The sequence below is a fragment of the Enterobacter cloacae complex sp. ECNIH7 genome (genome assembly GCF_002208095.1).
In the GTDB taxonomy this organism is placed as follows: domain Bacteria; phylum Pseudomonadota; class Gammaproteobacteria; order Enterobacterales; family Enterobacteriaceae; genus Enterobacter; species Enterobacter cloacae_M.
In genome coordinates this window covers 3,523,288-3,542,269 of sequence record NZ_CP017990.1, presented here as the reverse complement: position 1 = coordinate 3,542,269, position 18,982 = coordinate 3,523,288, and the positions used below count along the sequence as shown (strand labels likewise).

Sequence of the window (18,982 nt, the reverse complement as noted above, 5' to 3'; positions counted from 1 at the left end):
GTCATGGACTGCAGGTTATCCCATGGAGTCAATATCATGAGTCTGACAGATACGCTGAAGAATACCCTGTCTGCGCTAACTGAAGGCGGGCTGAACCGCTACCGCCTGGATATTCCGTCCTGCACAGCTTCACTGGACGTGGAAGAGTTTAACGGTAAGGAGTTCATGAGTGAGCTCTACTACTACGAAGTTATCTTTACCAGCAGCGATCAGAATATCAGTTCGGCGCAACTGTTGACCAAACCTGCCACGCTGACAATGGGAACCGGGCCTCTGATGGGGTTGACCGGGCAGAAAGTGGTGCATGGTGTGGTGACGCATTTTAAGCGTATCAGTGGCTCACGTGACCAGGCGATGTACCAGATTATTATTGAGCCGTTCCTGTCTTTGCTGCGCAAGCAATTCCGTACCCACCGTTTTTTCGTCAATAAGTCGGTACCGGAAGTCGTCACTGAAGTATTGCAGGAGCATGGCCTGAAAGGCTGGGAGTATGAGTTCACTCTCAAAGCCGACTATCCAAAACGCGAGCAGATCAACCAGTACAAGGAAAGTGACCTCGCGTTCATTGAGCGTTTGCTGGCCGAAGTGGGGATTTTCTACTTCTTCACCCTGCAACCTGACACCCAGACTGAAGTGGTGCATTTCGCAGACAAGCAGAGCGCATGGACGTTCGGTAAGTCTCTGCCGCTCAGCAGCCCGTCAGGGATGAGTGATAATGCTGCTGACTCGGTCTGGGGGGTTAACGTCCGACAGAACGTGGTTGAGCGTAATGTTACCGCCAGTGATTACAATCACCGTGAAGCCCAGAATGTCCTGGCCTCTGTACCGGCGGATATGACCCGTGGAGAGGGTGACGGTGTTACCTACGGTGAGGTTTATCACTATCTGCCGCGTCATCTTGAACGTGGCGATAAAATCACACCTTCAGCAGAAACTGGCAACTTCTGGGCTCGTCTTGAACACGAGCGTTTTCTGTCAGGACAGACGACTATCAGCGGCTGCAGTAATGATGCCCTGCTTTCTCCGGCCCAGGTGCTGACCATCAGTGAACGTGTAGTGCCGCCGACACTGCCATCAGAAACGGACAACGGCATTATCGTTACCCGCACGGGCTATATAGCGAGTCGCAAAGATGCCTTGATCGTAATGTGGGAGGGGATGCCGTACTACGAGAACCGCTGCTGGCGTCCTTCCGCCAAAAAGCGCCCGGTGGTCAGCGGTACGCTGATGGCGCGTGTGACCAGTGCCAAAGATAACGACATTTACGCCTGGCAGGATGCATCCGGCATGTACCGGGTGAAGTTTGATGCCGACCGTGATGACAAAAAACAGGGCATGGAAAGCATGCCAGTGCGTTTTGCCAAACCTTATGGGGGTGACAAATACGGTTTTCACTTTCCGCTGATACAGGGTACTGAAGTCGCCATTGCCTTCCATGAAGGCGATCCGGATCGTCCGTATATTGCTCATGCACTCCACGACTCCCGCCACGTTGACCACGTCACTGAGGCCAACAGCACGCGTAACGTAGTCAGGACCGCGGGCCTGAACAAGCTGCGGATGGAGGACAAGCGCGGCGAAGAGCACGTCAAGATCAGCACGGAGTATGGCGGCAAAACCCAACTCAATTTAGGTCACAACGTGGATGCTTCCCGCGAACTACGCGGTGAAGGTGCGGAGTTGCGTACCGATCGGTATGTTTCCATTCGGGGCGGAGCCGGGGTGTTTATCACTGCAGATAAACAACCGTTTGCCGGGGACAAGATGCTATCCATGCAGGAGGCGATTGCCCAGCTTGAGAATGCCCTGAGTATTGCCCGAAGCATGTCAGATGCCGCTGAAACCGCACAGGCGCTACCCGCTGATATTCAGAGCCAGGTGAAGTTGACTGATGCCCTCAAAGATCTTGCGCAGCCAGGGATGGTGTTAAATGCACCTGAAGGGGTGAGCATCACCAGTCCACAGGCAGTGCGTATCGCCTCGGGAAGCGCCAGTGTCGGGATTATGTCACAACAAAACACTGACATCAGTGCACTTAAGCGTTTTACCGTGGCAGCGGGCGAAGCCGTGAGTATGCTGGCCCGTAAGGCTGGGATGAAACTCTTTGCGGCTAAGGGAAAGGTAGAAATTCAGGCTCAGGATGATGCGCTTGATGCGATAGCCAAAAAGGATGTGAACGTAACCAGCACCGATGGAGGGGTAGAAATCACGGCTGCGAAAGATGTCGTGCTGAAAAATCTGGATGGGTCGTTCATCCAGTTGCAGGGTAAGAATATTATTCTAGGCTGTGGAGGCAATATCCTGTTGAAATGTGCCAATGTGCAGAAAATGGGACCAGCAACTGTAAGTTCACCTCCACATGAATTCCCTAAAGGTTATGGCGGTGTTTATGCTCTCAATGATGAGAGTGGGAGCATTATTCCTAAGACCGAATACAAGGTTACTACAGCCGAGGGCAAGGTATTTTCAGGTATCTCGGATGAAAATGGCAAAACAATGCCTATCTACACTTCAATGCCGGGTAAGTTAAATATTGAAATACTAGGAACCGGTAACTCAACTGCAGGGAGCAAAAAATCATGACTAATTACCATGCATGGGAAGCCAGCGACTGTGAACACTTTACTAATGTAAACATTTCGGAAAAAACAATTGTTTGTAAACGAAAGCCTGTTCCAGGCATTACCATCACGATCGGGATGTTCTTTGATGGTACAGGGAACAATGTTTTCAATACAGATGAACGTTTGTTAAAAAGTTGCACTCACCTTGATGTTGGCCTCAAAAAAGAAGATCTTGAACTTTGTACCAAAAAACTGGGAATGAGTACTGATGGTTCCAACAGCTATATGGGGTACTATTCAAACATTCATTGGCTGAACACTCTTTATTCCATTGATGATGAAATCGTTGAAGATAAATATCAATTTCAGCGGGCAGTTTATGTTCAGGGTATTGGCACTCAAAAAGGGAAAGAAGACAGCCTGGTTGCGATGGGGACAGGGACTTTATCAGAAGGTGTAGTTGATAAAACCGATGAAGGTGTTTCTCAAATTACAAATGAAATTCGAACGCTGCTGGGTGAAGGAAATGGCATAACAAACGCAATAGAGAAAATCCAGTTCGATATATTCGGTTTCAGTCGGGGGGCAGCAGCAGCCCGTCATTTTGCAAATCGCATCAGAAATAATGATAAAGCGATACAGCAGGCAATCACTAAGGGGCTTGATGGCCGAAATCAGCATGGTAAGCCTGCTGGTGAAGTGAGGTTTATTGGTTTGTTTGACACCGTTTGTGCCGTTGGGCTTGACCCGCATGATGCCATAAACCCGGGAGTGGATCTGGATTTACCCCCCGATATTGCACAGAAGGTTTTCCAGATTGCAGCAATGCACGAGTGTCGATATAACTTTAGCCTGAATAGTATAAAAGAATCCTGGCCAGAGTTGACCCTCCCAGGAGTGCATTCCGATATTGGTGGTGGTTATAATCCCAAAGAGCAGGAATATTATTTTTTAACTAAGCCGAAAAATGAAACAGTCAGGGACAGTGTTCCTTCAGAAATTACGGACGTTTATCGACAAACTGCAGCTGAAACACCTGATTTGAGGACATTTCCTAACCTAAGCCCAGTAATGGCGAGTGGAGAAGTAAAAACTGAAACTTGGTATGACTATCTGGTTAACCATGAGAAGCGGCGCCAGGAGATCACAGAAAAGCGTGTCGGCGCGGCTGTAACGCTTAAACGAGTCGTTCCCAATGACTGGAGTAAGGTCAGCTTAAGGGTAATGCTTGATTCTGCTCTTGAGGCGGGGGTTGACATGAAAGAAATTGAACCGACAAATGAAAAACTCCGTTTGCCTCCAGAGCTCGAAGAATTGAGTCAAAAGGCAATAGATCAAGGAAAAGCTGTCAGAAGTGGCAGTGTTCCAGCATCTTATACTTCATCGGAAATTCAAGTTATTGGAAAATACATACACTGCTCAGCAAACTGGAATCCCGTTGAGTTTAAAACGGTATGGCTTGATGGCAAGCATGTTGAAAAAATATATGGAGCAGTAAAAGCGACAGAAGTGTTTGGCTTTATTAATCGACCAAACTTCGGTTGGACCCGTGCTGTATGGAATATGAAAGGAGAAAAAGCATGAGATAAATTACGATACTCTTATCATTTTCTTTTTTGGTGAGCTGCAATATCAGTTCGGCTAATGACCAGCAAGGGAAGATTAAAGCCCCTTTTGATGAGTGGTACTTTACCTTTTCGACACCTAAAGCACTACCTGCTCAGGTGACACTTGTAAAGCTTATTGATGTCAACGGGTATGGAAAGGTTTTTAGAACAATAGACCAGCCACAAGGGCAAAGTGTGGGGACATGGAGCCAGCATGCCGGAAAGGGAACTTCGCCTTTTAATAAAGCATCCTCCCCCCCGCAAGTTATACAATTTTGCTGGGATTCAATTATTGACAAAATGGTTTATGAAACCACATTAGTGTTCTCATCTGAAACTAAGAATAAAATGCTTACTACGGAACCCAGTAACTACAGTCCTCAGGAAACTTATTATTTTCAATATATGGTGATTGGTCTGGCACCTGAAGGAAAAGTCAGGGTTTGGTTAAAAAACAATGGTAGACCTAATCTTGAACAAACAGGTACAGAAATCACAACTGTTTCCGGTAATGAGCTGAGTATGTGCAAAGGCGTTACGGAAAGTGATTTTTCCTATGGATATAGCAATGCAACTAAAGAGTTTATAAAAGGCAAAGAATATCCCTATGGGAAGTGGTAATTTAATAACTGATGAATTTCAATATGAGTTATTGATTCTTTGAATTAAAAAATTGAAGGTTTTTGTATGAAACTAGCTTCCTACTTGTTGTTGTTTTTTATCTCCCTCCCATGTTTTTCTGAAACTGTCAATTTAGACCCAACATCATCGACTAAAGCAGACGATGCAAACTCAATGGCCAATATGTATCGTCTGGGCATGGGTGTTCCGAAGGATATGAAAAAAGCATTTGAACTCTATCAGATCGCTGCTGAACTCGGAAACACGGATGCTCAGGTCGATTTAGGTGATATGTATTATTCTGGCGAAGAAACTTCTCAGAGTTACGAAAAGGCCAATTATTGGTATGAGAAGGCTGCGAAGAACAACAGTGCTAAAGCTCAGATGTATTTAGGTTACGCATACCTTAGTGGTAAGGGCGTCGCTGTAGATTATGATAAAGCCAAAATTTTTCTTGAGCTTGCAGTTAAACAAGGCGATCCTTCAGCCATGAATCATTTGGGCACGATGTATTTTGATGGTAAAGGAGTAACCAAAAATAAAAATAAGGCTATCACGCTATTCCAAAAAAGCTGCTCGGAAGGTGATTCGAATGCGTGTGATAAGTTAAAAGAAATTAAAGCCGAGAAATAATGTTTTACCTGCATAAAAAATAAATATGCGGAAATCAAAAAATGGAGTTTCGGATGTCTAAAGGTTTTGTATTGATTGGTGATAAAACCACGCATGGCGGACAGGTTATTTCTGCCTCATCAACAATGGTAGTAAATGGCAAGAAGGTTGCCCTCGTAGGCGATAAAGTCAGCTGCCCAAAAGAGGGGCATGGCATTAATGCCATTATTGAAGGATCGCCTGAATGGACCTCTGACGGCAAAGCCGTGGTTGTGGATGGTTGCCACTGTGAGTGTGGTTGTCAGGTGATCTCCAGTGCACCGGATTGTGTAATAGGATAAGTAATGAGCTGGGAGCGTCAGAAATCAACAATATCGACTAGGCCTGAAGAACCTTCATTCCTCCTGTGGATGATGTTGGGGATTTTCGCGCTTGTCGGTTGTGTACTGCTGTTTGTCCTGCATGCCAATAAACTGGCAGGCCCATTTCAAACATTTAATCTTTGGGTTGTCACTGCGTGCCCTGCAGTTGTCTGGTTTTTCTTTCTGTGTCTGCGTGGCTGGCTCTATAACAATGCATTTGACAGACACGAATTTGAAACCAATGAGGCAGAGTATGCGCAACAACAGTGGATGGAGTGGTCTGGACGCAATATCGCAGTATTACATAGTGGTGTAATGCTGCCTGCAAATCTGACACCTCAAAATTTTATTGCAGCCCCGTCTACGCTTGAGCAGAGCACATCTCTGACCCAACGAATTTGTCTGCAAGATCATGAGACACATTTTTCAGTTCTGTTGGCCGGGTTAAGTCATGTACTGGCAAATTTGCCTTTAGATTTAGTACCAGCTGTCACGCTACTGACAGATTCTCACGATGACATACTGGTATTGCAGGATGCATTTGCTCAGGCCTGGCAGACAGCCATTCTGGATCGCCCTGTTCCACAGTTGACGATACTTACGTCAAAGACCTTCCTCTCACTGGATGCGCGAATTAAATCACCGACGCTGGATGTGGATTTGATCCTGATTCACCAGACACAGGGGCGGGATACGTACAGTGATGTGCTGGCAGCCCTGTTGCTGACCTCCGATGATGTCGCCACAAAATATAATCTCTCCTTTCACGCCCGTATTTTGCGTCCAATGGCACTTGACATGGCGATTTCAGAAAAGTCACTGGATACATTTTTCTCGACCCAGACTCAGGCTTGTGCCACCGCCAGTATTGTCGGCGACAGCGTGGAGTGGGGTGATGCATTTTCTGATTTACTTGCAGCGGCACAAGATTATGACGGTTACTGGAAACCTGAACAACTCCACTGGCTGGAAAAATATGCCGGGCTCAGCGGCCCCTTTTCTCCATGGATAATGGCCGCAGTCGCCAGCGATATCGTGAACATACAAAAAGCAGACTGTCTGATGCTTTCTACAGATGGTGAGCAGAAATTTATTAATACAGTGCAAACAGGGAACCGAAACGATGACCACGGATGATTCAGCATGGCGCGGAGGATGGGGAAAACTGGGGTTCTCCGCGCTTTTAGCGGGCGGGATTGCCTGGGGCATCTGGCACTATGGTGATCAGATGGGGCTGCATACCCCGTTACTTAAAGGGCTGGTCATTGCCGGAGCCCTGATTTTATTGATGCTGTTCCGCCACGGCAAAACCATTACGCTCGCCATTAAACAGGGCTGGCATCGTTTCCAGTCTAAGCGAAAGAATGTTCTGCCAGCCGATGAAGGCCGCGTTGAACAGACCGAGCCGCGTAATGTCACCGTCAATACCCTCCGTGAAGCCATGCGTAACCTCTACGGTCGTCGCTGGGGGCGTAAAACACGCATTCTGCTGATAACCGGTACCGCCGAAGAGGTGGAAAAACTGACCCCAGGGCTCACGACTCAGCTCTGGCAGGAAGACCGCGGCACGTTGTTACTGTGGGGCGGTGACCTCAATACCCTGGCAGACAGTGCCTGGCTGACCGCGCTGCGTAAGCTGCGTCGCCGTCCGGTGGATGGCCTGGTGTGGGTCACTTCGGCCTTTGACCAGCTCTCAGCACCAGGGCTGGAGCCGCCATTGCTGGTGCCGTCTGAAAGCACCATGGATGCCCTGTCTCACGCCATCAGTGTGCGTATGGAAACGCTTGGCTGGAAACTCCCGCTGTATGTCTGGTCCCTGCACCCGCGCGCCGGTCAGCCGGAGGGACGCATTACGCAGGCGACCGGCTGCCTGTTACCTGTCGGGTGTCGCACCGAAGGGCTGGCAGAACAACTCTCTGCCCTGACGCTGGATTTGATCTCGCAGGGTCTGCAGCAGACCTGCGGCGAGGTGAAACATAACTTCCTGCTGACGCTTGCCGACCAGCTTATTCGTGAGCCACAAAGCGTGACCGCACCACTGTCGGTGATGCTCAATCCCTACCGCCCGCTGCCGCTGGCCGGTGTGGTGTTCAGTCAGCCCTCTGCCGGTGCCGAACGTGCCGTGCCGCACCACTGGGGCATGGATAAGCGCTGGGATGTACTGCCGGACTCGATCCGGGCGCTCCCGGCGGCTCTGCGTCCGCGCAAGCCAGGCATCCCGTGGCGTAAAGCGATGACCTCTGTTGTCGCCCTGGCGATGGTGGGCTGGGCTGCGTGGATGAGCATTGCCTATGTCACCAACCGCAGCCAGATTGACGGCGCGAATGCCCAGGCAGCACTTGCCGCCCGACAGAACCAGCCGCTGGAGCAGCGCCTGCACACGCTGTCTGAACTCCAGAAAACGCTGGCCCGTCTGCAGTACCGTGCTGAGCACGGCGTGCCATGGTATGAGCAGGTCGGGCTGAGTCAGAATAATGCCCTGCTGACCGCACTTTGGCCATGTTACCGCGACAGCGCACTGCCATTGTTGCGGGATGCGGCCGCAGACCACCTGCAGAAGCAGATCAGTGCGTTTAACGCGCTGCCGCCGGGCAGCCCGCTGCGTGAGCAGATGGCTAAAGCTACCTATGACCAGCTCAAACTCTACCTGATGCTTACCCGTCCGGAACATATGGATGCGGCCTGGTTCAGCTCGGTGCTGCTGCACGACTGGCCAAAACGTGATGGTGTGAAAGACGGTGTCTGGCAGGGTGTGGCGCCTTCACTGCTGTCGTTCTATGGCGCACAGCTGGTTGCGCATCCAGAGTGGAAGCTCCGTGCTGATGAAAGCATGGTCAGCCAGGCGCGTTCCCTGTTGGTTCGTCTGATGGGCGTACGTAACAGTGAATCGACCCTGTACCAGAAGATGCTCTCCCAGGTGGCACATCTGTATGTGGATATGCGTCTGGAGGACATGACCGGGGATACCGATGCATCCCGTCTGTTCAGCACCACGGAAGTCGTGCCCGGCATGTTCACCCGCCAGGCCTGGGAGCAGGCCGTGCAACCTGCTATAGAAAAGGTGATGAAGGCACGCCGGGACGAGCTCGACTGGGTGCTGACTGACAGCAGGCGTCAGGTGAATAAACAGGACGAGACCTCGCCGGAAGCGCTGAAAAAACGCCTGACGGAACGCTACTTCGCTGACTTTGGCGGGGCCTGGCTGGAGTTTCTTAACAGCCTGCGGCTTCGCCGGGCCATGACGCTGTCGGATTCGATTGACCAACTGACCCTGATGGCCGACGTGCGCCAGTCACCTCTGGTGGCTCTGATGAACACCCTGAATGTGCAGGGCCGCACCGCTCAGACCGGGGAAGCGATTTCAGACTCGCTGGTGAAATCGGCCAAAAACCTGCTCGGGGGTGATAACAAAGATGCCATTGACCAGAGTGCCGGGGTTCATGGCCCGCTGGATGCGACCTTTGGTCCGGTGCTGGCGCTGATGGACAAGAACCGCACGGGTGCACAGGAGTTGAGTCTGCAGTCGTTCCTGACCCGCGTAACCCAGGTGCGTCTGCGCCTGCAGCAGGTGACCAATGCTGCTGACCCGCAGGCCATGACCCAGACCATTGCCCAGACCGTATTCCAGGGCAAGGCCGTTGATCTGACCGAAACCCGCGACTACGGCAGCCTGATTGCTGCAGGGCTCGGGCAGGAGTGGAGCGGCTTTGGGCGCACGGTGTTTGTGAATCCGATGGAGCAGGCCTGGCAGCAGGTGCTGACCCCGGCGGCCGACAGCCTTAATGCCCAGTGGCAGCAGGCGGTGGTCGCTGAGTGGAACAGTGCTTTTGGTGGCCGCTATCCTTTCAGTAATTCCAGCAGTGATGTCTCCCTGCCGCTGCTCGCCAAATACCTCAACGCAGATTCCGGGCGTATCGCCCAGTTCCTGCAGACCCGCCTCAAAGGCGTGCTGCACAAAGAGGGCAATCACTGGGTACCGGACAGCATCAACTCGCAGGGCCTGGTGTTTAATCCTGCCTTCCTCAATGCTATCAACACCCTGAGTTATATCTCGGATGTGGCCTTCACCGAAGGCAACGCCGGCATGAACTTCGAACTGCGTCCGGGCACTGCCGATGGCGTAATGCAGACCGACATGATTATCGACAGCCAGAAGCTGACCTATGTGAACCAGCTGCCGGCGTGGAAGCGCTTCACCTGGCCTGCAGATACTGAGGCTCCGGGTGCGAACCTGAGCTGGATTAGCACACAGGCCGGAACCCGTCAGTACACCGATATCCCAGGTGCCTGGGGCTGGATCCGCCTGCTCGATAAAGCCGCGGTCAGTGCTTACCCGGGTGTCAGCAGCAGCTTCAGCCTGAGCTGGAAGGCACAGGACGGTCGCACGCTTAATTACACCCTGCGAACCGAAGCAGGCGAAGGCCCGCTGGCTCTGCTGAAGCTGCGTAACTTCCGTCTCCCGGAAACCATCTTCAGCACCACCGGTATCGCACCCTCAGACCTAGCTACAGATACGGCCAGTGACAATGGGGAGGCGTACTGATGAGCACGCTCAATACCTTACTCAGCGCCTGCCAGACAGAGCAGGCGCCCTTGCTTGCCGCCACCCGTGAGCGTGTGGCGCAGTGGGACAGCTGGCTGCAGCCGCTGTCCGAGCAATCGTCCGCTGGCGAAGACCCGGGCTATGACGATGACTTCCAGCAGATTCGCGAGGAAATTAATAAGCTCTCTGGTGCTAACACCGAGCTTATTTGCCTGCATGCAGAAAAGATTTTAACCACCGTTGCGAAAGATATCCGTGTGGCCACCTGGTACTGCTGGGCGAAGCTACACCGGGAAGGCGAGCAGGGGCTGGCCGAAGGACTTGAACTACTGGCCGGTCTGCTGGAGCGCTTTGGGTCACAGTTGCACCCGCAACGTGACCGCAGCCGAAAGGCGGCGCTGGAATGGCTGGCAGGATCGCGCATGACCGACTCGCTTTCCCTGTACCCGGAAGTGGTCAGGATCGATGCGATGCGAACCACCGGTGCACTGCTGCTGATAGCACGGCTTATTGAGAATGAGCCGGATGAAACCCGTCCGGAACTCAATGCGCTTTACGGTGCGCTTGAAAGTCGCCTGCAGAAAGCGGGGGGCGTGGATGCGGTAGTACCGCAAAACGCCAGCACCAGTGAAACCCCGTCGTTTGCCAGTCACAGCGATGCCCCGGTCATCGGGCGGATTTCGTCCGGTCAGGATTTGCTGACCCAGGCCCGCACCCTTACCGAATACCTGCGCGAGCAGCCAGATGGCTGGCTGTCAGCACACCATCTGATGAAGAGCCTGCGTCATGACACCCTGCGGGCCATCCCGGCCCCGGATGCGCAGGGGCGTACACGCATCGAGCCGCCAAGGGCGGATCAGCGCGCGTTACTCAAACGTCTCTACCTGCAGCAGAGCTGGGCTGAAATGCTGGAAACGGCCGACAGCACCTTTTCCCGCGGAGCCAATCACCTGTGGCTGGATTTGCAGTGGTACATCCACCAGGCGTTGACGAAATCCGGTCAGGAGACGCTAGCCGACATTGTCTTGGCCGATCTGAAAGGGCTGCTGTCTCGCCTGTCCGGGCTGGAGACACTGGCGTTCAGTGACGGTACACCGTTTGCGGACGAAGTGACGCTGAACTGGATCCAGAATAGCGTGATTGATACCACTGGTGGGTGGGACAACGATACGCCATTAGCCCCGGCCACCGCCGGTAACGATGACATTCTGGCGCTGGAGCCGGAAGCCGTGGCGCTGGCCGACAGTGAAGGCCCGGATGCCGCGCTGGGCTGGTTGCAGACCCGGCCGGGCATGATCACCGATCGTCAGAAGTGGCTGTTGCGTCTGCTGATGGGGCGCATTGCTGAGCAGTACGGTAAAAATGACCTGGCGGTACACCTGTTTGCTGAGCTGGGTGAACGTGCAAGAGAAGTGACCCTCAGTAACTGGGAGCCTGAGCTGATGTTTGAGGTGCAGGCCCGCCATCTGAAACTCCTGCGTCTGAAAGCCGGTCGCAGCGAGGCTGAAAAGGCCCGCCTTACACCGGTAATGGACCAGTTACTTGCCGGACTGATCGCCGTCGATCCAGCCCGTGCCGCCGTGCTTTGCGGTTAAATCCACAGGAACAGAAATAAATGGAAGATTTGACCCTGCGTTATTACGACGCGGAAATGCGCTACCTGCGTGAAGCCGCGAAAGAGTTCGCGCAAACCCATCCCGATCGCGCAGCAATGCTCGACCTGGATAAGGCCGGCACACCCGATCCGTATGTTGAACGGCTGCTCGAAGGCTTTGCTTTCTCAATGGGACGGCTGCGGGAGAAGATCGACGACGACCTGCCGGAACTGACCGAAGGGCTGGTCAGTATGCTCTGGCCACACTACCTGCGAACCATTCCGTCACTCTCGGTGGTTGCGTTCACGCCTGCGCTTCAGACTGTTAAGATGGGGGAATTGATGCCCGCGGGTCTGGAAGTATACTCCCGCCCGGTGGGTCCGAAAAACACGGTCTGTCGCTACCGTACCACCCGTGATGTAATGCTCAACCCGCTGAATATCTCTGGGGTGACCATGACCACTGAGCCGGACGGGCGCTCGCTGCTGCGGATGCGTTTTGTCTGCAGCACGCAGGCGGACTGGTCCCATGCGGACCTCAGCCACCTGAGCCTCTATCTCGGCGCAGATGCGCCAGTCAGCAGCCAGCTACACCTGATGCTGACCAGGCGGCAAGCCGCCTTGTATATGCGTCTGCCCGGGCAGACTGACCGTATTCGCCTGGACGGGTACTTTTCGCCGGGAGGATTTGCGGAGGAAGATGGGCTGTGGCCGAAGGGGGATACTGCCTTCAGCGGCTACCAACTGCTACTGGAGTACTTTACTTTCCGCGACAAGTTTATGTTCGTCCACCTCAACGGTCTGGACGGGATTACGCCGCCTGCGGGAGCAGAGTACTTCGACATCGAAGTCGTGTTCAGTACGCTGTGGCCATCAGACCTACCGGTCACCAATGACGCGGTTCGTCTGCACTGTGTGCCGGTGATTAACCTGTTCACACTGGAGGCTGACCCCCTCACCATTACCGGGCTTGAGAGTGAGTACCTGCTGCGCCCCAAACGGCTGCAGGACGGACACACCGAGATTTATTCGGTGGATTCGGTGACAGGCTCAAACCGGACCAGTGACGCAGAGTATGTGCCGTTCAGCAGCTTCAGGCACAAGGGCGGGATGATGCGCCGTCATGCACCCCCCCGTTACTACCACACCCGCGTGAAGCGCAGCGTGACCGGGCTGCATGACACCTTGCTTATCCTTGGGGGGCACCAGTGGGAGGAGGACCGCCTGTTTGAGCGTGAAGCCGTATCGCTGCAAATCACCGGCACCAACGGCCAGCTGCCGCGCCGTGCACTACAGAGTACGCTGCTTGACCGCTGTGAGCAGGTGGTCAGTACACAACTTTCAGTGCGCAATCTCTGCAAACCGACGCTGCCAGTCTATCCGCCTTCCGAAGACCGTTTTCACTGGCGGGTTCTGAGCCATCTGGGATCCGGTTTCCTGAACATGATGAGCACCGCCGAAGTGCTGCGCGGCACGCTGGCACTCTATAACTGGCAGGAAGATGAATTGAACACCCGCCGTCTGGAGGCGATTCAGCATGTGGAGCACCACCGCCTGCAGCGTTTTGAGCAGGGTTACCTGCTGCGGGGGCTGGATATCGAAGTGACCCTCGACAGCAATGGCTTCACCGGTGAGGGCGATATTCACCTCTTTGGTGAAATGCTTAACCGGTTCTTTGCGCTGTATGCCGATATGAACCAGTTTAACCAGCTCACCCTCATTGTTCAGCCAGAAGGAAAATGCATCCGGTGGAAAGAGAATCACAGTCCGCGTCTGCCAGGCTGATAGCGCAACTGGGGGACCGGCTGCCATATATCAACTTTTACCGCTTCTGCCAGCTGCTGGAGCAGAGCCAGCCGGACAAACCGGTTACGGGCAGTATCTGGCAGGTACGTCATGAACCGGTACGTTTTCGGCCACACCCAGGAATGGGCTTTCCGGCATCTGAAGTCAAAGGGATTGAGCCGTCTGAGCATTCGCATCTGCCGCCGACGGTACGCATCACCTTTATGGGGCTCTACGGCGTGGAGTCCCCGCTGCCAACGCACTATATTGATGACATCACCCAGCGCCGGGAAGGGTATGAGGCCACCGCGGATTTCCTCGATATCTTCAACCACCGGCTGATTGCTCAGTACTACCGTATCTGGCGTAAATATTCATACCCGGCGACTTTCGAAGAAGGCGGTAAGGACAAAACCTCGCAGTACCTGCTGGGACTGGCCGGGCTCGGGATTAACGGCTGCACGGACTGTATCGCGACCCCGGCTTCGCGCTTTCTGGCACTGCTGCCGGTCATGTTACTGCCGGGGCGTACCGCAGAAGGCATGGCCTCGCTAGTGCGCCTGCTGGCACCCAACACGCAGGCGAAAATCTGGCACCATGACAAACGCCGCGTGCCTCTGAAGAAACCTTTGATCATGAGCGTCAGCCAGCCAGTCACCCTGACAAACCTTCCGGTGATGGGTAACTATGCCACCGACGTAAACAGCCAGGTACTGATGCGCCTGACAACCACTGACTCAACTGAAGTGCTGAGCTGGTTACCGGGCGGGGAGCTCCATACGGACCTGATGACGCTGCTGCATGTCTATCTTGGCTCCCGCCTCGATGTCCGCCTGCAGCTGTGTGTCGACCGTAGCCTGCTGCCGGACGCGACAATGAGAAGTAAACCCAACGCTGGCGCAGTGCAACTGGGCCGCACCGCAGTGATGCGGCCGCTGAATGCAGCGAACACCGTCACGCACTCCAAAACCATAACCATCAATCTTGGCCGCTATGAGCGGGTACAGGAAAATATTCACCGCAGGGAGACCGATGAAGATGGCGATTACCGCTGGTAAATTTCCTCTGGCTGCGCTGGCCGCTGGTATCACCTTGATGCTGGCTGGCTGTGGGCTGACTCAAAAAGTAACAGATGGCACCGTTGCTGTGACCAAATCGATTTTTTATAAGCAGATAAAGACCCTGCATCTGGATATTCGAGCCCGTGAGGCCGTTAACAGCAATGCTGGCGGCGTGGCACTGTCGACGGTGGTGCGCATCTACCAGCTTAAGAATCGCAAAACGTTCGACAGTACTGACTATCCGTCACTGTTTAAAGAGGACAGTCAGGTCATCAAAGCAGACCTGCTGGTGGAGAAAGATATCCTCCTGCAGCCGGGCGGGGCGGTCACGGTCGATATGCCAATGGAGGAAAATGCGCAGTACGTGGCGGTGGCCGGGATGTTTATGTCACCGGACCAGGAGAACAATACCTGGCGTGTAGTAATGAGTCGGGATGACCTTGAGCCGGATAAGGCACGCGTCATTGAGGCGGGGAACAACCAGCTGACCATGCAGGCACTGAAAGATGAATGAGACGCCCCGTTCCTCGCTGTACGAGACGCTATTTGGCAATTTTACCGGTGGGTTCGATCTGCATCAGGTCAGTGAAGAAAATCAGGTCATCCTTTCGGTTCTGGACAATATGCAGCGCGTTCTCAACTGTCGCGCCGGCACGCTGGCGCATCTGCCTGATTACGGGCTGCCCGACATGACGAAAATCCTGCAGGGCATGCCCGGAACGGCTCATGAGCTCATGGGCACATTGTCTGCCGTTCTGCTCAAATATGAGCCACGCCTGAAAAAAATAGACGTTGTTCTGCTGGATCAGAACATTCCCGGCGAGCTGCGCTATGCCATTGACGCTGAACTTAAAGGGATTGGCCTGGTGCGCTACGGGACTGAGTTTATGCCCGAAGGACGGGTCCTGTTGCGGCATCTCAGGCAACAGCAGTATCTCGACACAACACCCCGTATATAAGGTCAGATAACACCATGTCAGTAAAATCACAGTTCCTGAAGAAGCTGCAGGCGCGACAACCTTCACCTGTTCCCGCAGTTAGCAAGAGTCAGGCAGATATTGCAGCGTTTCGCCAGCGAATGGCTCAGCTTCAGGATCAAATGGACGCGTGGCTGACAGATACCGGACTGAATGCAGAGGCACTGGCGGTATATGTTCCGGACCTGCTGGTGGAGGGTGGGGCTTTTGATATTTCCGGTATCGTCCTGCGTTATGGTAACCGGGCGGTTAAGTTTATGCCGATATTCCTGTATGGACAGGGAGTTGCAGGCTGTGTCGAGGTGACTTTTTTTTCCGGGTACAGCTCGATTTCTCAAGGACGCCTGTTCATGCGGGTGGGGAGTGTATATGACTGGATCTTTACTCCCCCTGATACATCACCTCAGTCAGGACAACTATTTGATGAAGGTGTTTTTTTCGGTCTGATTTTAGCGCTGTTGCCCTAGCAATAACATTCATTCCTTTATTAGTCATTGCGTTTCTACACGCAAAATTGCTTTACACATCAACTGACGATATTAACCGACACGGATATGCAGGCCCTGCAGAATGACCAAACATATAACGTTAAAAACCGGCGGCGACCCGCGTACGCTGCCAGATTATGCCGCCCTTCGCGATGAACTCAGTAAGCTTACACATCCTGCTCGCCCTGATGTGAACTGGCAATATGTCCAAAGACTCTGTCTCTCAATGTTTGAACAGAACGGTGTGGAGTTGCAGACAGCAGCCCGGTACACCCTTGCCCGTACTCACCTGTCTGGATTAGCTGGCCTGAATGAAGGGCTGGCGATTCTGGATGCCCTGATTAGCCGCCAGTGGGAAACTTTATGGCCGAAGACACAACACGCTCGTATGGAAATCCTTAGCGGCCTGAGCCAGCGCCTGCAGCAGCGCATGCGTATGCATCCATTTAGCAGCAGCCATCTTAGTGAGCTTTATCGTGCTGAAGCGTTACTTACCAGCCTGAGCGCGGTGCTCCAGCGCCTTGAGCTTAAACACCTTAGCCAGCTCGATACGTTACGAACGTTGATACGTTCAAATGCTGAACGGCTGGAAAGCAGTAATGAGACGTCCGATTTGAATGTGAACATGAAGCCCGATAGCGAATCGCCTCTGGATAAAGCCGAACCGTTCGAAGAGGTGAAGTGGGTATATGTTGTGCATCAGGAAAATCAGCCGAATGGAGAGGATCGCACGACAGCCCCCGTGTCTGTCAGACAGTGGAAGCCCTTTTTTGCCGGGATGTGTTCCACGCTGGTGGTTTGTATCGCTGTGGCGTGGGGATGGGTTTCTTTGTCCAGACCCGACCCCCTAGTGACTCAGGCTTTTGCCTCTCTGGCTCCGTTACCTGAAGTGCTCACGCCTGTGCAGCAAAACGCGTTAACACTGCGTGGTAGTTTACCGTCCACGTTTATCACAGACACTCAGCAGCAGCTTGCCCGCCTGGATAAACTGCTTCCTGACTGGAATATTTCCTACAGCCTTCAGCTGTTAAAGCAGCTCCAGACATTATGGCCGGAGGAGGCGAAACCGCTCACAATGCAGTGGCAGCAAAAATTTAACGCGGCAGCGTTACCTGTCGACGCAATGAACAGCTGGTATCAGGGAATGATGACGCTTCAGCAACTGAGTTATCGGCTGAGTAGCCTGGAAGAGCAAAAAGGAAAATACATCACGGTAAGCGAGCTTAAATCCGTAGTTTTTTCGACTATACAGTCATTCAACCAGACGATACCGGCTGAAGAACAACTCAGGCGCCTGTCGCAGCACCCAGCAGGAGATGCGCTTCCTGAAGCTGAAAAGACTCAACTGGAGTTGCGTCTTAAGCAGCTGGCAACGCGTTACGCTCAAATAAAACAGGATTCTTCTGCTCAATGAATTCTGGCGGTGGACAAATGAATGTACTGGAAAAAGCGGGGGGTAAAGTGTCCCCTGCAGGAATCGAACCTGCAACTAGCCCTTAGGAGGGGCTCGTTATATCCATTTAACTAAGGGGACGAGGCGGCACGAGTATAGCCTTATTTACACTTTGCGTTAAGCGCATCGCCGCCTGACTGCTCAAAGAGTCACCATTCAGGTCGATTTTTTTGTCGATTTATCATCATTTTCCCGTGCCTTTAGCTCAGCTTTGCGTTTGTTCGACATGTCGTTACGAATTTGGGCATGGCTTAACAGCGCGAAGATAAACGTTCCGCCGCAAATGTTTCCCGCCAGCGTCGGAAGGGCAAACGGCCAGAAAAAATCGCTCCAGTGAAGCGTACCGTTAAAGACCAGATAGAGGATTTCAACGGTACCGACCACAATATGCGTGGTGTCCGCCAGCGCAATTAGCCAGGTCATCAATATGATCACCACAATTTTGGCGCTTCCCGCGGAAGGAAACATCCAGACCATCGTGGCGATAATCCAGCCAGAAATGATGGCGTTTGAGAACATCTCGACCGGCGTGTTTTTCATTACGTCCATGCCGATTTTCACAAACGCATCCCGGGTGGGTTCATCAAAGATCGGCATATATTCAAACGCCCATGCCGCGATGCCCGTGCCGATAATATTACCCAGCAGGACCACGCTCCAGAGCCGCATCAATAAGCCGAAATTACCGAGTGTGGGGTTTTGCATCACCGGCAGGACGGCGGTCACCGTGTTTTCGGTAAACAGCTGCTGGCGGGCCATGATGACAATAATAAAGCCGAAGGTATAGCCGAGGTTTTCCAGTAAAAATCCACCGGGCACGCCTTCCAGCTGCACATGAAATATCCCTTTCGCAAGAAGAGATGCGCCCATTGATAGCCCGGCAGCGATGGCTGACCAGAAGAGGGCCATCGCGTCGCGCTCCATCTCTTTTTCACCATCCTGGCGTATATGCTCGTGGATGGCCATTGCGCGGGAGGGGAGGCGATCTTCATCAATTTCTATCTTCTCGCCGCGCGCCTTCTCCTCGCTTTCAATTTCAAGCTCCTCAGTGCTCTCGCCAATTTTTTCTTCGCCTACATCTTTCATATCTGCTCCCGGAGGTTGATCTTTCTGTTAAGCGTAGCGGCTTTTGTCGGGATGCCTGTGGGGATGCTCTTAATTTGGCTGCAATGACAACAAAGGTGATACATCTCTTTCAAAGACATTATAAAATTGCCAGCGAAACGAATTCCAAAAGCCAGGCTATGCTGAGATCAGAGTCACGGTGGTTACTGCCCGTAATTGTGCTCATAGACATCGGTAAACGTGCTGTTAC

Annotated in this window: 15 protein-coding genes and 1 tRNA gene; 14 read left to right on the top strand and 2 right to left on the bottom strand. The window is 53.0% G+C overall.

All coding sequences use genetic code 11. From position 1 onward, the window contains the following. Window positions 1–36: 36 nt before the first annotated feature. The 14 genes from WM95_RS17410 to WM95_RS17345 all read left to right on the top strand — a co-directional run bounded on the left by WM95_RS17410 (window position 37) and on the right by WM95_RS17345 (window position 17,628). Window positions 37–2,583 carry a type VI secretion system Vgr family protein gene (locus WM95_RS17410; protein ID WP_088544905.1) on the top strand — a complete coding sequence of 849 codons (2,547 nt, stop codon included), beginning with the start codon at window positions 37–39 and terminating at the stop codon, window positions 2,581–2,583. Then, entirely contained in the window at window positions 2,580–4,148 is a 1,569-nt protein-coding gene (locus tag WM95_RS17405; RefSeq protein WP_088544904.1) for a T6SS phospholipase effector Tle1-like catalytic domain-containing protein, read from the top strand. The genes WM95_RS17410 and WM95_RS17405 overlap by 4 nt, the downstream gene beginning before the upstream one ends. Window positions 4,149–4,183: 35 nt before the next feature. Continuing rightward, window positions 4,184–4,792, top strand: coding sequence for a DUF2931 family protein (locus WM95_RS17400; RefSeq protein ID WP_236901065.1), 609 nt, complete (start codon window positions 4,184–4,186; stop codon window positions 4,790–4,792). Between the two features lie 66 nt (window positions 4,793–4,858). Then, complete coding sequence (locus WM95_RS17395) at window positions 4,859–5,425, top strand: tetratricopeptide repeat protein (RefSeq protein ID WP_088544902.1); 567 nt, start codon at window positions 4,859–4,861, stop codon at window positions 5,423–5,425. 53 nt (window positions 5,426–5,478) lie between these two features. Next, on the top strand, window positions 5,479–5,745 hold the full coding sequence (locus WM95_RS17390) for a PAAR domain-containing protein (RefSeq protein ID WP_072263142.1): 267 nt from the start codon (window positions 5,479–5,481) through the stop codon (window positions 5,743–5,745). Window positions 5,746–5,748: 3 nt separating this feature from the next. Then, entirely contained in the window at window positions 5,749–6,903 is a 1,155-nt protein-coding gene (locus tag WM95_RS17385) for a hypothetical protein (RefSeq protein WP_088544901.1), read from the top strand. Further along, window positions 6,890–10,309 (top strand): ImcF-related family protein, encoded by a 3,420-nt coding sequence (locus WM95_RS17380; protein WP_088544900.1) that lies wholly within the window; start codon window positions 6,890–6,892, stop codon window positions 10,307–10,309. The genes WM95_RS17385 and WM95_RS17380 overlap by 14 nt, the downstream gene beginning before the upstream one ends. Further along, a complete protein-coding gene (tssA, locus tag WM95_RS17375) occupies window positions 10,309–11,904 on the top strand; it encodes a type VI secretion system protein TssA (RefSeq protein ID WP_088544899.1) in 1,596 nt (531 codons plus the stop codon). The genes WM95_RS17380 and tssA overlap by 1 nt, the downstream gene beginning before the upstream one ends. Window positions 11,905–11,924: 20 nt before the next feature. Continuing rightward, a complete protein-coding gene (gene tssF, locus WM95_RS17370) occupies window positions 11,925–13,688 on the top strand; it encodes a type VI secretion system baseplate subunit TssF (RefSeq protein WP_088544898.1) in 1,764 nt (587 codons plus the stop codon). Beyond that, complete coding sequence (gene tssG / locus WM95_RS17365; RefSeq protein ID WP_088544897.1) at window positions 13,643–14,746, top strand: type VI secretion system baseplate subunit TssG; 1,104 nt, start codon at window positions 13,643–13,645, stop codon at window positions 14,744–14,746. Before tssF ends, tssG begins: the two co-directional genes overlap by 46 nt. Beyond that, window positions 14,727–15,263: a type VI secretion system lipoprotein TssJ gene (gene tssJ, locus WM95_RS17360; RefSeq protein ID WP_176600592.1), complete on the top strand. Its 537-nt coding sequence runs from the start codon at window positions 14,727–14,729 to the stop codon at window positions 15,261–15,263. The genes tssG and tssJ overlap by 20 nt, the downstream gene beginning before the upstream one ends. Then, window positions 15,256–15,708 carry a type VI secretion system baseplate subunit TssE gene (gene tssE / locus WM95_RS17355; RefSeq protein WP_023308683.1) on the top strand — a complete coding sequence of 151 codons (453 nt, stop codon included), beginning with the start codon at window positions 15,256–15,258 and terminating at the stop codon, window positions 15,706–15,708. Before tssJ ends, tssE begins: the two co-directional genes overlap by 8 nt. 14 nt (window positions 15,709–15,722) lie before the next feature. After that, window positions 15,723–16,193: a hypothetical protein gene (locus tag WM95_RS17350; protein WP_023308682.1), complete on the top strand. Its 471-nt coding sequence runs from the start codon at window positions 15,723–15,725 to the stop codon at window positions 16,191–16,193. Between the two features lie 103 nt (window positions 16,194–16,296). After that, window positions 16,297–17,628 carry a VasL domain-containing protein gene (locus WM95_RS17345; RefSeq protein WP_088544895.1) on the top strand — a complete coding sequence of 444 codons (1,332 nt, stop codon included), beginning with the start codon at window positions 16,297–16,299 and terminating at the stop codon, window positions 17,626–17,628. Between the two features lie 48 nt (window positions 17,629–17,676). Here the strand turns inward: WM95_RS17345 and WM95_RS17340 are convergent. Further along, window positions 17,677–17,748: transfer RNA gene (locus WM95_RS17340), tRNA-Arg, on the bottom strand. A gap of 75 nt (window positions 17,749–17,823) precedes the next feature. Beyond that, on the bottom strand, window positions 17,824–18,753 hold the full coding sequence (locus WM95_RS17335; RefSeq protein ID WP_029740160.1) for a formate/nitrite transporter family protein: 930 nt from the start codon (window positions 18,751–18,753) through the stop codon (window positions 17,824–17,826). Window positions 18,754–18,982 lie beyond the last annotated feature (229 nt).

Bases quoted from the DNA above. Each gene is read 5' to 3' on its own strand.
- WM95_RS17405 (WP_088544904.1), top strand. From the start codon at position 2,580: ATGACTAATTACCATGCATGGGAAGCCAGCGACTGTGAACACTTTACT.
- tssJ (WP_176600592.1), top strand. From the start codon at position 14,727: ATGGCGATTACCGCTGGTAAATTTCCTCTGGCTGCGCTGGCCGCTGGT.
- tssG (WP_088544897.1), top strand. From the start codon at position 13,643: ATGCATCCGGTGGAAAGAGAATCACAGTCCGCGTCTGCCAGGCTGATA.
- WM95_RS17350 (WP_023308682.1), top strand. From the start codon at position 15,723: ATGTCAGTAAAATCACAGTTCCTGAAGAAGCTGCAGGCGCGACAACCT.
- WM95_RS17410 (WP_088544905.1), top strand. From the start codon at position 37: ATGAGTCTGACAGATACGCTGAAGAATACCCTGTCTGCGCTAACTGAA.
- WM95_RS17390 (WP_072263142.1), top strand. From the start codon at position 5,479: ATGTCTAAAGGTTTTGTATTGATTGGTGATAAAACCACGCATGGCGGA.
- WM95_RS17385 (WP_088544901.1), top strand. From the start codon at position 5,749: ATGAGCTGGGAGCGTCAGAAATCAACAATATCGACTAGGCCTGAAGAA.
- WM95_RS17395 (WP_088544902.1), top strand. From the start codon at position 4,859: ATGAAACTAGCTTCCTACTTGTTGTTGTTTTTTATCTCCCTCCCATGT.
- tssF (WP_088544898.1), top strand. From the start codon at position 11,925: ATGGAAGATTTGACCCTGCGTTATTACGACGCGGAAATGCGCTACCTG.
- WM95_RS17380 (WP_088544900.1), top strand. From the start codon at position 6,890: ATGACCACGGATGATTCAGCATGGCGCGGAGGATGGGGAAAACTGGGG.
- tssA (WP_088544899.1), top strand. From the start codon at position 10,309: ATGAGCACGCTCAATACCTTACTCAGCGCCTGCCAGACAGAGCAGGCG.
- WM95_RS17335 (WP_029740160.1), bottom strand. From the start codon at position 18,753: ATGAAAGATGTAGGCGAAGAAAAAATTGGCGAGAGCACTGAGGAGCTT.
- WM95_RS17345 (WP_088544895.1), top strand. From the start codon at position 16,297: ATGACCAAACATATAACGTTAAAAACCGGCGGCGACCCGCGTACGCTG.
- tssE (WP_023308683.1), top strand. From the start codon at position 15,256: ATGAATGAGACGCCCCGTTCCTCGCTGTACGAGACGCTATTTGGCAAT.